Origin of the sequence: Paenibacillus sp. alder61, from assembly GCF_020179875.1 — a bacterium.
GTDB lineage: Bacteria > Bacillota > Bacilli > Paenibacillales > Paenibacillaceae > Fontibacillus > Fontibacillus faecis.
Genome location: NZ_JAIUDG010000014.1, coordinates 24743 through 38484 on the forward strand (window position 1 = coordinate 24743; position 13742 = coordinate 38484).

The window sequence follows — 13742 nt, forward strand, 5'->3', positions numbered from 1 at the left end:
CTCCTTTACTCGATGCCGTCACAACGTGTTCGAGTTGGACATAATCTGCTTCAGCTTCTCCGTCGCCCGCTTTTGAATCCGGGATACGCTCATTTGGGATACGCCCAGCTTCTGGGCGATCGCGCGCTGGGATTGCCCCTCTTGAAAGGCCAATAACAGCACCTGCTGTTCCTGCTCCTTCAGCTGGCTGAGCGCTTGTTGCAAATCCATCCGCTTTTCGACGGTATCGTAATCGTCCGCATCCGAGCTGATCAGCTCGCCGAGCGTTGCCGCGCTTTCCTCCTGAGATAACGGCGAATCCAGCGACACATAGTGATAGCATTCCCGGCCGGCCAATACTTCCACCGTCTCCTCCACGGATAACTCCAGATAGTCGGCGATCTCTTTTACGTCAGGAGACCGCTCCAACTTCACGGTCAGTTCATCGATCGCCTGCTGGACGAGGGCTCCCTTCTCCTTGATTCTTCGCGGCACTTGAATATACCAGGACTTGTCCCGCAAAAAATTCTTCATGTGACCGATCATGCTCTTCATCGCGTAAGGCTCAAAAGGAATTCCCATTTCGATATCGTACTGCTGCAGCAGACGGATCAACGCCATTTGCCCCACTTGGTAAAGATCTTCATAGAGATCGGGACGGTTGCGCGCGATTTTTCCCGCCGCCATTTTAACCATCGGCTCATATTTCTGAATCAGGACGGTGGCGATGTCATTGTCCTTGGTTTGTTGATATTCCCAGATCATACTGGTGGATTCGTTTAAAGACTCGGGGGGAGTCAATTTATCCGTCATACCTTCTCCTCGCTCTTCATTAAGCGGCGAGTCATGACTACCTTTGTTCCCTTTCCGGCTTCATTCATTACGCTAACGTCATCCATTAACGCCTGCATGAGATAGAAGCCGAGACCGCCGATTTGGGCTTCATTCAAATTTTTATCGTGCAGCGTCGACCGTTCACCCCACGAATCAAAGCTCTCCCCTTCGTCTCTGACCGTAATGGACAATGCATCACCGATGATTTCGAAAGTAACCTCCATCATGCCGTTCGTATCCTTGTAAGCATACAAGACCGAATTGTTGCACGCTTCGGATACGGCCACCTTCATGTCTTCGATTTCTTCGTACGAGAAACCCATTTTTGAAGCTATTCCATACAGGTTTAACCTGACTATATCCACAAACTCCGCAGTCGCCGGCAAACTGATTACAACTTTTTGAACCTCGTCTATCATGATACTCTATCCTTTCCTATTGGGAGTTCTCCTGGGCGGCAAAAAACTTCGCGATTCCGGTCATATCGAACAGCTTTTGAATTTGGTCCGGCACTTCCTTCACCAAAAAGCCGGCTTCCATTCCATGCCTGGTCTTTAAGATCGACAGCAGAATTCCTATGCCGGTACTGTCGATATATTTGAGTTCTTTCAAGTTGATGACCAGGTCTTGTTTGTCGTTGAGAGCAAGGGGCTCCATCACCTGGCGAAAATCCGGAGCAACGGAAAGATCAAGCTCACCGCGCAGATAGACGGTGCATGTCCCGTTTTCCACTTGCGACGTAACGGTAAACTTCTCATTTTTATTTGTATTCATAGACACTCTCTCCTGAATTGTGGTTTCTTTATAAATAACCCGGACCAAGGCCGGATGAATCAGTGGACCGAAGTTTCAGTCATGTAATTCTTGCTGTATTTGGATAAAACCGTCTTTACTGAAGCCAGTTTGAGCGGCTTGCTGATGTAATCGTCCATTCCGGCCTGTTGGCATTTGGATCGGATGCCGTCCATCACGTTGGCCGTCATCGCGATGATTTTCGGTTCCTTGCCGGGGATCTGCTGCTCCCGAATTTTACGGGTAGCCTCCAGACCGTCCATCTGCGGCATCTGCAAATCCATGAATATAAAATCATAGTTTCGGTTAGCCGCCATTTTCACGGCTTGAAGACCGTCCTCAGCCACCTCCGGCTCATAACCGAGCTTCTGCAGCATATTGACCATCAACCGCTGGTTAATCGGATGGTCGTCCACAATCAGCATGCGCTCCTTGGACTCCGCTTCGCCCGGAAATACCGATTCTTGGGCGGCGCAAGCCAATTCCGCGCTTTCATCCACATATTCGCTCGCACGGACCGTAAAGACAAACGTAGCTCCTTTTTCCTCCAGGGTCTCCACCCGGATCGAGCCGCCCATCATCTGCACCAGCGTTTGGCAAATCGCCAGTCCCAAGCCGGTTCCTCCGTATTTGCGGGTCATGGAAGAATCCAGTTGGGAGAACGGCTTGAACAGGCGGTCCACTTTATCGGGAGCAATCCCGATCCCCGTGTCCTTCACGGTAAACTCCAGCAAATGCTTGTCCCTGTCTTTTTCTTTACAGTTGACCATCAGATAGATTCCGCCCTGTTCCGTAAACTTCATGGCATTGGCAACCAGGTTGATCAGCACTTGGCGGAGGCGGCCCATGTCGCCGTACAGAACCGGCGGAATCCGGTCGTCGACGAAGGAAACCAGCTCCAGCCCTTTCCGGGCGGCATCCACCGAAAAGAGGCCGATCACCTCCTGAATCGTCGATCTGAGCTCAAACGGGCTTTCCTCCAGCTCCATTTTGCCGGATTCCATTTTCGTAAAATCAAGAATATCATTGATAATCGTGACAAGCGTATCCGCGCTGCCCCGAATAATTTCGGCGTATTCCTTCTGGTCCTCCTTCAGTTCGGTTTCCAGCAGCAAATCGATCATGCCGATAACCCCGTTCATCGGAGTCCTGATTTCATGACTCATCATGGCCAGAAACTCCGTTTTGGCTTTCGCCGCAATTTCCGCAGCCTCTTTGGCCTTGACCAACTCCTCATTGGTCCGCTCCAATTCCAGCGTTTTTTGCTGCAAAAGCATACTTTGGGTTTTCAGCCGCTGATTCGTCAGGTACATGTCCACAAATCCCTCAATCTTCGATTTCAGAATTTGCGGGATAAAAGGTTTCACCATGTAGTCGATCGCTCCGGCGGAGTACCCCGCGAACAAGTGCTCCGCCTCCTTGCTGTTGGCAGAGATGAAAATGATCGGAATATCCTTCGTCTTATCCCGGGCCTTTATCAGCTTAGCGGTCTCGATCCCGTCCAGTCCGGGCATTTGCACATCGAGCACAATAACCGCGAAGTCCTCTTTCAATAAATACCTCAGGGCTTCTTCGCCGGAAGTCGCTTTGACCAAATTATATTGTTCACTTTCCAGGACCGCTTCCAAGGCCATCAGGTTCTCGGGGCGGTCATCTACCAGCAAGATATGAATCGGCTTTTCAACCCCCATGGAATCCTCCTGCATCCTTCATTTAATCTTCCGATACATTTTCTCCACCCGGTCCAGCGGTTCATAACAATCATCGTACTCCGTAAAATGAATCGATTCCTTCGCTCCCAGCACCAGGACGCCGAAGTGGCTCAAGCTTTGATGGAACAAGGAATGGACCCGGTTTCTCAGCGTTTCGTCAAAATAAATCATCACATTCCGGCAAAAGATAACATTGAACTCGTTAAAGGACTGATCCGTGGCCAAGTTGTGCTCGGCAAAAATCATGTTCTTGCGCAGAAAGGGCTGAAATATGACGGAATTGTATCTCGCCGTATAGTACTCGGAAAAAGAACGGGTGCCCCCCGCATCCTGATAATTTTTCGTATACAGCTTCATTTTCTCAATTCCGAACACGCCCTCTTTGGCTACCTGTAACGAGCGGCCGTTCATGTCGGTGGCGTAAATCCTCGCCTTATCGTATAGACCTTCCTCATGGAGAAGAATGGCCATCGAATAAACCTCTTCCCCCGTCGAACACCCCGCGTGCCATACCCGGATATACGGATAAGTTCTCAGCAGGGGAACGACCTTTTCGCGAAAAGCGCGAAACAGGGACGGGTCCCGAAACATCTCCGTGACGGGAATGGACAGGCTGTAGACCAGGCGTTCGAAACACTCCCGGTCATGCAGCACTTTTTCCTGCAAAGCGGAAATGGTCGTCACACGCTCCGCGTGGACTTGGTGCCATATCCTCCTTCTAAGCGAAGGAAGCGCGTAATTGCGGAAATCGTATCCGTACAGCCGATGGACCCCTTCCAGGAGCAGTTCGATTTCCAATTGCTCCCGCTCGTCCGGCGAGGTCCAGCCGCACGTATCGTTATCCGGATATTCCGAAAAATCACTGGGTGTCATAGGTTCAACTCCGATTACAAAAGAACTGGGCATCCCTCCCTGAACGGGAAAAGATCCGCTTACCGTATATTTAACCTTTCCTCAAGGTTACGAATACAACCATACCCGCATTAGCGAAAGCAATTGATCCGTCTGAATCGGTTTTTTCACATAATCCGAAGCGCCCGCCTCGATGCATTTCCCCCGATCGTCCTTCATCGCTTTGGCCGTAAGCGCGATGATCGGCAGTTTGGCGAACTGCGGCATCTTCCGAATTTCGCGCATCGCCTCATAACCGTCCATTTCCGGCATCATCATGTCCATCAATACCAGATCGAAATCCCTCTGCTCTTGAAGGGTCTCGATCGCTTCCCGGCCATTCTCGGCATAAACCACATTCATGCGGTAACCTTCGAGAACGCTGGACAGGGCGAACACGTTGCGCACATCATCGTCGACAAGCAGAATCTTTTTGCCTTCGAACAATTCTTCCTTGTTGTGAAGCTTCTGCAAAATCCGGCGCTTGTCCTCCGGCAGCTCCGCTTCGACGCGATGGAGAAACAGCGTGGTTTCATCCAACAGGCGTTCGGGCGATTTCACATCTTTGATGATGATCGACTCGGCATATTTGCGGAGCCGCAGTTCTTCCTGCTTGTTCAGGTCTTTGCCGGTGTAGATGATGATCGGCAAATCGTTCAATTCCTCATCGTCGCGAATTTGGTCCAGCAGATCGAAGCCCGTGATATCGCTCAGCATCAAATCCAGCACCATGCAGTCGTAATGCTGCTCGCGAAGCTCCCGCAAGGCCTCTCCACCGGTGGAAACCGCCGTGATCATGACATCGTCATGGCCGATGAGCTCGATGATCGAATGTCGCTGCACATCGTCGTCCTCGACGATCAGCAGATGTTTGAGACTCTTTTCGGTAAAAGATTCGATATGCGAGAAGGCCCGCTCCAGATGCTCGCGCGAGGACGGTTTGCGCAGGTAAGCGATCGCCCCCATCATAAGCCCCTGCTTCGCATCGTCAACGACCGAAATGACATGCACCGGAATATGCCGGGTTTCGGCGTGGCTCTTCAATTCGTTCAGGATGGACCAGCCGTCCATCACCGGCAGTTGGATATCGAGGATAATGGCATCCGGCAAATACTCCCTCGCCATTTGCAGTCCGACATCCCCTTGGACGGCAATCAGGGTTTTATAACCGTGGCTCCGGGACATATCGAGCAGAATCTTGGCGAATTGAATATCGTCCTCAATGATGAGCATGATTTTGTCGCCGCTGGCGAGCAATTCACGGTCGTCCTCGACCGGTTCCGCCGCGGCCGCCGTCTGCTCAACCGGACGGACGTAAGTGCTCTGGCTGTAGTAAGGGGCGACGACGGCATTCGAAACGGCCGCTTCCTGCTCGGCCACAAACAGCCGGTTCGGCGCCTCCTTCGGCAGATACAATGTAAAGGTGCTGCCTTCGCCCTCTGCGGACCGCACCGTGATCAGGCCGCCCAACAGCTTCGACAGCCCCTGGCTGATCGACAGGCCGAGGCCGGTACCGCCGTACTTTCGGCTGGTCGTACCGTCCACTTGCTGGAACGCTTCGAATATAATCTCCATCTTGTCTGCCGGAATACCGATCCCCGTATCCGTCACCGCCATTTCCAGATACTGACGGGAAGGATCCAGACCCTCCGGCAAGTTTTCCGGCTCCGCGGTACCGATACGGAGCGAAATTTCCCCTTGGCTCGTAAACTTGAAAGCGTTGGACATCAGATTCCGCAGGATCTGCTTGATCCGGTGCCCGTCCGTATGAATTTCGGCCGGAACGGAAGCATCCGCCTCGATGTTCAGCACGATTCCGCTCTTCTGCGCGACCGGACCAAAGTTTTGTTCCACGAAGCGCGTCAAGTCGTCGAGTCGGACCGATTCCCGGTTGATCTCCATCTTGCCGGCGTCCACTTTCGACAAATCGAGGATCTCATCGATCATTTTGAGCAGATCCGCGCCGGACATATGAATCGTATGCGCGTACTCGATCTGCTTCTCGGTCAGGTTGCGCTCCTTATTTTCATATAAGAGCTGGGACAGAATCAGCAGGCTGTTTAACGGGGTCCGCAGCTCGTGGGACATATTGGCCAGGAACTCCGACTTGTACTTGCTGGTTTGCGCCAGCTGAGCCGCATGACGCTCCAATTCCAGCTTCGTCTGTTCGATTTCGTCGTTCTTCTCCTTGACCTCCTGCACTTGTTCCTCCAAGGCCCGGGTCTTGGCTATCAACTCGGTGTTGAAGTGCTCCAGTTCTTCCTGCTGCCGCTGCAGCAGTTCTTCGGAACGCTTCAGCGCCTGCGTCTGCTTCTCCATACTTTCGTTGGATCTGCGCAGTTCCTCCTGCTGGGTCTGCAGCTCTTCCGATTGAACCTGAAGCTCCTCCGTCAAGGCTTGAGACTCCCGAAGCAGTTCTTCGACCCGCAGGCGGCGGTTGATATTGTTCAGAATGATCCCCAGGTTGGAGGCCAACCCGGACATCAACTGCTCCTGAACCGGGGAAAACGGCTCGAAGGAGGCGAACTCGACAACCCCCATCAATTCGTCTTCAAACATGACGGGATGGATATAAATGTGGTTCGGCTGCGACTCGCCCAACGCGGAACGGACGGAAACATAACCGTCCGGCGTCTCCTGCAGCGAAATCGGCTTCCTGTCGAGCGCCGCTTGTCCAATCAGCCCTTCTCCAACCCGGAAGGCCTCGGGAGTATTCAAGTCCCGACCGCCGGCATAGGTTCCGGCCAAGTAGAGCTGATCGGGGTTCTTATCCTCGTAACGGATATACATCGCTCCGTAACGGGCGCCGACCACCGGCGTAAACTCGCTGATGAACATTTGTGCGATCTGCTCCAATGAATTGATGCCATGCAGCAGATCCGTAATCCGGGCAAGGTTCGAATTGACCCAGGATTGGTCCTTCTGCAACTGAAGGAACTTTTCCTCCGCCTGCTGCTTCTCCTGCAAATCTTCCGACATCTCCTGAAAAATTCGGGCGACTTCCCCGATTTCGTCCTTAGTGGGAATAGCCACTTGTTGAATGGCGTCCAATTCTCCCTTGCCGAAATGGTACATCATTTGATTGACCGCATTTAAACCGCGGGCAATGCTCGGTAGAATCCATAGGACGATCCCGAGCCCTACCAGAAGCCCAACCGCCATCGTGGAAATGGTCAGCCGGATCGAACGTTCGTATTCCGCCTGCGTTTCCTTGATGGCCTCTTGAATTTGCGCGTTGTAGTAATCACGATACTCGTTCAAGGTGTTCAGCAAATGATCCTGAACCTCTTGGCCGGTGGACAACCGGTAATTATTCGCCGCCTCGTAATCTCCGCGATTCAGCAGGGCCAGCACATGGTTTTTATAGTCCTCGAAGGCGTCCAAGGCATTGTCGATCGTTCCAATGACCTGCTGCTCATCGGCGGATCGGGCTTTCAATTTGACCTGTTCATAGTAATCGGCCGCTTTTTGAGTCTTGGTTTCCAATTTTTTCTGCTCAACAGCCGTATAGTCCTTATCTTGCCTTTGCAGCATATTCGTTAAAATGCGCGCGATATCGTTGTATTCGCCCCGCATCCCCGATGTGTTCTGTATCACGAAATATTTGTCGCTATAAATGTTGTCCAATTCATCATTCATATACCTTAAACGGTCATAACCGGTGAACGTCAAAATCAGCATGATGATTAAGAGCGAACTGAAGCCGATGACCAGCTTGCTGCGGATTTTCATGCCTTGCCTTCTCCTCCTTTTAATGTGATCCACACCAGGCACTTGTCATCTTCCCGGTCCTGGGGGGGATCTTCATGAAACAGCAGTCTCTCCATCTCTTCCTTATTAAAGTCGTGCGAGACCCGCACTTGGCGCTCCAGCCAATCCAATTGCTCCTCCTGCGTACCGTCCACGCATTCGATCAACCCGTCGGTATAAAGCACCACATGGCCTTCACCCTCATAAAAAACCGTCTGCGGCGCCGCCTCGATTTTGTCGAACAGCCCTACCGGCGGACAAACCGCATTCAGCTTGGCGACTTCCTTGCCTTCTTGATAGAACAAGGCCGGAGGATGCCCCGCGTTCACATAATCGATCTTCTTATGCTTCGTATCGACCACGAGGTAGATCGCCGTGAAATAGTACTGTACAAGCTGGCTGTCTATATAGAGCATATTGAATCTGCGGTTCAGTTCCTGAATGACTTTTTCGGGTTCGACATAGGTGCTGACGGTGTCCTTTAGGACCGAGGCGATAAACATGCAGAACAGCGACGAGGATATACCGTGGCCCATCATATCCAGCAAAATGATCCCGTATCTCCCGTCTCCGAGCGGATACCAGGAATACAGATCACCTGCCAGTTCAAAGGAAGGTTTGTAGAGCGCGTCGATCTCAAAGTGAGGATCCCGGATAGGCGAGCTTAATACGGCATTTTGAATCAATGCCGCCAGCTTCAGTTCCTCCTGAATCCGCTGGTCCCGCTCCTTGTGCCAGTCCTTCTCGTGCTTCAATCGTAAAGCCAGACGGATTCGGGCCATCAATTCCACCTTGTTGATCGGTTTGGTAACGTAATCGACGGCTCCGGCATCAAGGGCTTCAGCGAGCTTCTTGGAATCACCGACCGCCGTGACCATAATGATCGGAATGTCCTTGAGGTTCTCGTACTGCTGCAGTAGCCGGCAGGCTTCGATGCCGTCCATCTCGGGCATCATCATATCCAGCAAAATCAGATCGATATCGGAATAGCCACTCCCCATCGGAGCGCCGGGTGTCTCAATCCCCAGCCTTTGAAACATTTCCAGGGCCGAAGAAACGGCCACCGTGTCTCTATAATCTTCTTTCTTCAAAATCTCTCTTATAATAATGATATTTGTCGGATTATCGTCCACGATTAAAATTCTCATAAATCTCTCCTTAGCCATCTGAAAAGATCTAAATCTGTTCTCAGAATATCATGTTTCCACGGGGAATTGTCATAATATGACAAAATTCTACCTACATAGACAAGATTTGCACAAAACTCCAAAAACATAGATAAGGAATGGGGACTACCCGCCCATTCCTTATCTATAAGTTTGGAAACCTGAAATATTTAACTCAGGCCGTTCTCTTCGCGATGACCAACACTCTGCCCAGATCCAGTTCCTTCTCGTAAAATCTCGCTTCCGATTCGGTAAATCCCAGAGAGATGATTTTGGCGCGGAGCTCGTCGCCGCGCGACCGGAACAGATTGGCGATCGCGGTAAACACGCCCTCTTCCTTCAGTCCGATGTGGCCGGCATCGGCCGCCTCGGCGATCCGATCGCTCCGATCCTGGTCATGGGCCAGCACATAAATATGTTCAGCTGCATATCCGGCGGAGTGAAGTTCTTGAACCGTCTCTACAGCCTGTACACCATTCTCTACGATTTTGGCATAAGCTTTGTTGTCGATCGTGCTCATGATACCCGCTCCCTTCCAAGCAGTCTATTCAATACATTCCAAAAATCTAGGTTTAATTACCCTGTTAGCTCTTAAATGAAACAGCTTGAAGCCAAGATTTTACGATACGGTATCGTCAAATAAATCCGCCCCGGTGATTTTGCCGGTGTCCGCATCCTTATAAAGTTTCAAAGCGGCGTGTCCCCGGATGTAGACGTCCCCGTCCTCGGCCACAAAGTCCGGCTTGCCGAGATAACGCTCCAACCAAGGCTTTTGCAAAGGTATGACCTTGCCGTTCAATGTGATGTTTTTTGGAGACGGCCCCGTGTGTACGTAGTAAACAAGATCTTCGTAGAGACCTATCGCCAAGTTGCCGTAATGAAGTTCCGTAAACCCCGTAAAATCATCTTCCTCGATTCGTTCCGGTTCCCCTTTTTTCGACAAAATCAGCTGAACATCATCGGATAAAGAGACACCGCCCATCGAATCGAAGTGTTCAAGCCGCTCCGCGGTCATCGTTCCCCGCGCAAGGGAAGAAAGCGGAGCTTGCAGCAGGGCCAATTCAGCGACAGGCTCCGCGGGGGGCGGCCCCATGGCAGACGACGCCGAAAAACCGGCAAAGGGAGAAAGTAGTCCGACCAGCAGCAACAGCGCGTTCAACATGTTCCTCACCCTTTCTGATTGTTTCCGTTGTCCGGCATAGGGCCCTATCCGCAAACCTGTTCAGCTATCCCTTAAAAGATAACCTATGTACCGCCCGGAATCAGGAACGGTATTTCTGCCACAACCCTGCGGCCACATCCACCCATTTCATCCAGCCCGGCGATTTGTGCGCGTCTTTCGGGTGCGGCGCCTGATACGCCGGATCATAGTTCTGCACTTCGGCCGGCGTCTGAGCTACCACCTTGTTTGAAGAAACATTGGCAGCCTTGGACCGTTTGGGCTGGCTTTTAATTCGATCGATAAACGCCGTGGAGACCTGCTTCGCGGCCAGGGTAACCTCGTTCAATACTTCACCCACGTTTTTCACCGATTCGAGCACCGGATCGATCTGCTCCATCTTATGCTGCAAATCCCCGGTCAAATCGTTGGCATGCCGCACCACATGCTTTACTTCATAACTAAGCTCGTCAATTGTCTTTTGAACTTCCTGCAAGGTTTGCGTCGTTTTGTCGAGCGATTTCTCCGCCGCTTTCAACGTTTTGATCAAAAAGATGACAAGTACCGTAAATGCTACGGCAATCAGCGCAACGCTCAGTTCCCAAATCATACCGTTCCCTCTCTTTCTGTAAGGATGCTTCGATACACCATAGTTACCCTAAGCCCTTAGTCCCGAAACAAAGCGTCAAACAGCCAAAAACTGCCTGTTTACGGGCTTGTTTCAGACCAAAATCCCCGGGTTAATGAAAGCTACAAGCAACCGGTTCTCCCGGATGACCCTCCTAGAGGGAAAGCCGACCGGTTGGCAAAAACTGCTTCCTAAGTACCACTATACAACAATTTATGATGAAAGGAAGATGATTCGCATGCTGAAATGGTCTATGATTTTTTTGGTCATTGCCTTGATTGCCGGAATATTCGGATTCTTTAATATCGTCGCGGCAGCGGCCTCCATCGCCAAAGTGCTATTCTTCATTTTTCTTGTCTTATTTGTGATTTCTCTGTTTGCAGGAAGAAGCCGTTCTTTGTAGAGAAAACGATTTAAGGCTCCTTCCCTGTCAAAATTAGAAAAAGCGCGAGATGCCAAGGTTGAGACCTTGCTCTCGCGCTTTTTCTAATTTTGTCTTACAGCCATGTTTCCAAATATCCGGCCAACTCGATCCAATCCAAAGCAAAGCGCATTTTTAGCGAATGCTCCTGAAAATCGACCGCCTTAATCTTTACTACGTCCGGAAGAGCGGCATCAAGCTGAACGGTGATCGGCTTCAAGCCAAAAGTTCCCGGGGAAAGTTCCAAACGACGTGCCCGCAGAAATTCGGGAGTCAGTGTCAACTGTCCGGCGGAATATTCCATCCGGTATCCGGCACGGAAGCCCGCCTCTAGGCCCCCCCAAGAAACATGGATACGGGCCTCCAGCCGGTCTCCATTCAACTGAAACTCCGCCCCGGTCACGGTTACCGGGAGGTCATTCTTCTCCAGATAATCCGTCAGCGCTTTTTTGGCCAGTTGGTTCAATTCCCGCTCGGATAGCGTCAATTCCGCCCGCCGGGTCTCCGCCATCGCAAAGAGCTTGTCCTTCCATGAAATCTCGGAATACCGCAGGTCCAGTTGATCCGTTGGACGGATATACAAAATCAGACCAATGACGATCGACACGACCGCCAAAAGGATAAACCCGATAAAAAGTCTCCTTTTCCTCATGCTGCCTCCTTTCATTTCCCAAAAATGCCCGGAAATAACTGTAAAAGAATTTAACAAAAAAATGATTCTTAGGTTGCTTGGCTGTTTATATGAACTATTAGAATATATATTTTATACTGTTTAAGGAGGAATAGATTCATGAAAAAAATAGCAGCACTATCCGCTTCCATGCTCCTCACCGCCGCTTTGGCGACGAGCGTGTCGGCAGACCCGGCCACGACGACTACAGAAACGAACGAGGTTCCAACCGTCGTGGGACAAACCGTCGAAGTAACCGGAACTTCTTCTTCGCAGGGGTCCAGCGTAACGGACATCACTTACTTGGATTTGGACGAGCCGATCGTCTCTCCGGATGAACTCATTCTTGCGCCAAAACCGGTTACGCTTACCAAGATTACGTATTTCTATGAAACTCCGGGCGGCAAGGCACTGAGCGCCCTGGCGCCCCAAAAAGTCAGTCCGACGGGCCAAATTGTCAACAACTGGGTTGAAATATATACCTGGCTCGGAAAAGCCTGGATTTATCTCCCGGGCTACACTCCTACCTATTAATTTATAAGAGGATGACGTGAAAGTCATCCTCCTAACGCGAAATCGCTCCGCAGACACGGGATCCCCTGTTCTTGCGGAGCGATTTTTTTCACTGCGATTATGATGACTTAAAGATTATTTCAACACACTCCCGCCATATAAGAAGCGGTGTTTCCAAGATCCATCAAACTTGTCCACACGCACGCCGCCCGATTTGGCCGAATAGGTATGAAGCAATTGACCGTCGCCCAGATAGATGGACACATGCGTAATCCGCTCATTGTTGACGTCCACCCCTTGATAGGCCGATGGGGAGGAGCCGCGATACTCCATAAAGAAGACCAGATCGCCTCGCTTCAGGCTTCCGATATCGTAAACCGCGGTGCCGTTGTCCCGGACCCATTGCCCCTGTTTGCGGGAATCCGCGGGAAGAACGATGTCGAGCGCTTCACGGTACGCTTGGCGCACAAAATCCGAGCAATCAAAGCTCGTTGTCGTGCTGCGGTCCGAACCGAACTCATACGGGGTCCCCAGATACTTTTGCCCCGTCCGGATGACCGATTCGATTCGCTCGCTGATGGATGGAGCCCCCGGAGCGGGAGCAGGGGACGGCGTAGGCACGCTAGGAACCGGCACGGTAGGCGTCGGCCCGGGAACCGTGCCTCCGATTTCCAAGTATTTGTCGGACGTACTCACATAGCCGATTTGCCCGCTTTCGGTAAGTACTTTATAGAAATAATTATTGCTGCGCTCCAGTACCGTAACCGCGCTCCCTTTCCGCAGCATACCGAGCACTCGTCCGGATGCGGACGGCTCGTCCCGGAAATTCACGCCGTATTTGACGACGGCGGAAGCCCCTTGCGGACTTGGCGTCGGCGTTGCAGCCGTTTCCCCAACGCTGATATATTTATCCGACGCACTCACATAGCCGATCGAGCCATCGCCGCTCTGCACCTTATAAAAATAGTCGTTGCTCCGTTCCAACACGGTAACATCCGAACCTTTTTTCAATAATCCGATCACCCGGCCCGAAAGCGAGGGTTTGTCGCGCAAATTCACTCCGTTCTCGATGTGGCCTCGAGTCACAACCGAAGAATTTGCCGCTGATACATCTTGCTGCATGGACGTAAAAGTAGTTAGCATTACAACGCTCATCGCGATTACCGCTATGCTTCGTTTCATAATTTATGCCTCCTGAGGATATTCTTGATGTCTATAGGCGGATTC

14 protein-coding genes are annotated in these 13742 nt (G+C 51.4%); 2 read left to right on the forward strand and 12 right to left on the reverse strand.

Translation table 11 applies throughout. The annotated features are described in order from the left end of the window. Positions 1–18: 18 nt before the first annotated feature. From LBW89_RS15810 to LBW89_RS15855, 10 genes are all read right to left on the reverse strand, one after another. Complete coding sequence (locus LBW89_RS15810; protein WP_148457844.1) at positions 19–792, reverse strand: sigma-70 family RNA polymerase sigma factor; 774 nt, start codon at positions 790–792, stop codon at positions 19–21. After that, positions 789–1232 (reverse strand): anti-sigma B factor RsbW, encoded by a 444-nt coding sequence (gene rsbW, locus LBW89_RS15815; RefSeq protein ID WP_148457845.1) that lies wholly within the window; start codon positions 1230–1232, stop codon positions 789–791. Before rsbW ends, LBW89_RS15810 begins: the two co-directional genes overlap by 4 nt. Positions 1233–1248: 16 nt before the next feature. Then, entirely contained in the window at positions 1249–1587 is a 339-nt protein-coding gene (locus tag LBW89_RS15820; RefSeq protein ID WP_148457846.1) for an STAS domain-containing protein, read from the reverse strand. Positions 1588–1646: 59 nt separating this feature from the next. Next, positions 1647–3296, reverse strand: coding sequence for a response regulator (locus LBW89_RS15825; RefSeq protein WP_148457847.1), 1650 nt, complete (start codon positions 3294–3296; stop codon positions 1647–1649). 18 nt (positions 3297–3314) lie between these two features. Beyond that, the gene (locus LBW89_RS15830) at positions 3315–4190 is read right to left on the reverse strand and encodes a CheR family methyltransferase (RefSeq protein WP_148457848.1); all 876 of its coding nucleotides are present in this window, start codon (positions 4188–4190) and stop codon (positions 3315–3317) included. An 87-nt stretch (positions 4191–4277) separates the two neighbouring features. After that, complete coding sequence (locus LBW89_RS15835) at positions 4278–7940, reverse strand: response regulator (protein ID WP_148457849.1); 3663 nt, start codon at positions 7938–7940, stop codon at positions 4278–4280. Further along, positions 7937–9106 carry a PP2C family protein-serine/threonine phosphatase gene (locus LBW89_RS15840; RefSeq protein ID WP_148457850.1) on the reverse strand — a complete coding sequence of 390 codons (1170 nt, stop codon included), beginning with the start codon at positions 9104–9106 and terminating at the stop codon, positions 7937–7939. The genes LBW89_RS15835 and LBW89_RS15840 overlap by 4 nt, the downstream gene beginning before the upstream one ends. 193 nt (positions 9107–9299) lie before the next feature. Further along, a complete protein-coding gene (locus tag LBW89_RS15845; protein WP_148457851.1) occupies positions 9300–9644 on the reverse strand; it encodes a general stress protein in 345 nt (114 codons plus the stop codon). A gap of 99 nt (positions 9645–9743) precedes the next feature. After that, complete coding sequence (locus LBW89_RS15850; RefSeq protein WP_148457852.1) at positions 9744–10286, reverse strand: hypothetical protein; 543 nt, start codon at positions 10284–10286, stop codon at positions 9744–9746. 100 nt (positions 10287–10386) lie between these two features. Continuing rightward, positions 10387–10893: a DUF948 domain-containing protein gene (locus LBW89_RS15855; RefSeq protein WP_148457853.1), complete on the reverse strand. Its 507-nt coding sequence runs from the start codon at positions 10891–10893 to the stop codon at positions 10387–10389. Positions 10894–11149: 256 nt separating this feature from the next. Between LBW89_RS15855 and LBW89_RS15860 the strand changes: the two genes are divergently transcribed. Continuing rightward, a complete protein-coding gene (locus LBW89_RS15860; protein WP_148457987.1) occupies positions 11150–11314 on the forward strand; it encodes a DUF1328 domain-containing protein in 165 nt (54 codons plus the stop codon). Positions 11315–11408: 94 nt separating this feature from the next. Here LBW89_RS15860 and LBW89_RS15865 read toward each other — a convergent pair whose 3' ends face one another. Continuing rightward, entirely contained in the window at positions 11409–11984 is a 576-nt protein-coding gene (locus tag LBW89_RS15865) for a hypothetical protein (protein ID WP_148457854.1), read from the reverse strand. A gap of 138 nt (positions 11985–12122) precedes the next feature. Here LBW89_RS15865 and LBW89_RS15870 point away from each other — a divergent pair, with 138 nt between their 5' ends. Then, positions 12123–12536: a hypothetical protein gene (locus LBW89_RS15870; protein WP_148457855.1), complete on the forward strand. Its 414-nt coding sequence runs from the start codon at positions 12123–12125 to the stop codon at positions 12534–12536. A 114-nt stretch (positions 12537–12650) separates the two neighbouring features. Here the strand turns inward: LBW89_RS15870 and LBW89_RS15875 are convergent, their stop codons facing one another. Next, positions 12651–13697, reverse strand: coding sequence for a C40 family peptidase (locus LBW89_RS15875; protein WP_148457856.1), 1047 nt, complete (start codon positions 13695–13697; stop codon positions 12651–12653). Between the last annotated feature and the right edge of the window lie 45 nt (positions 13698–13742).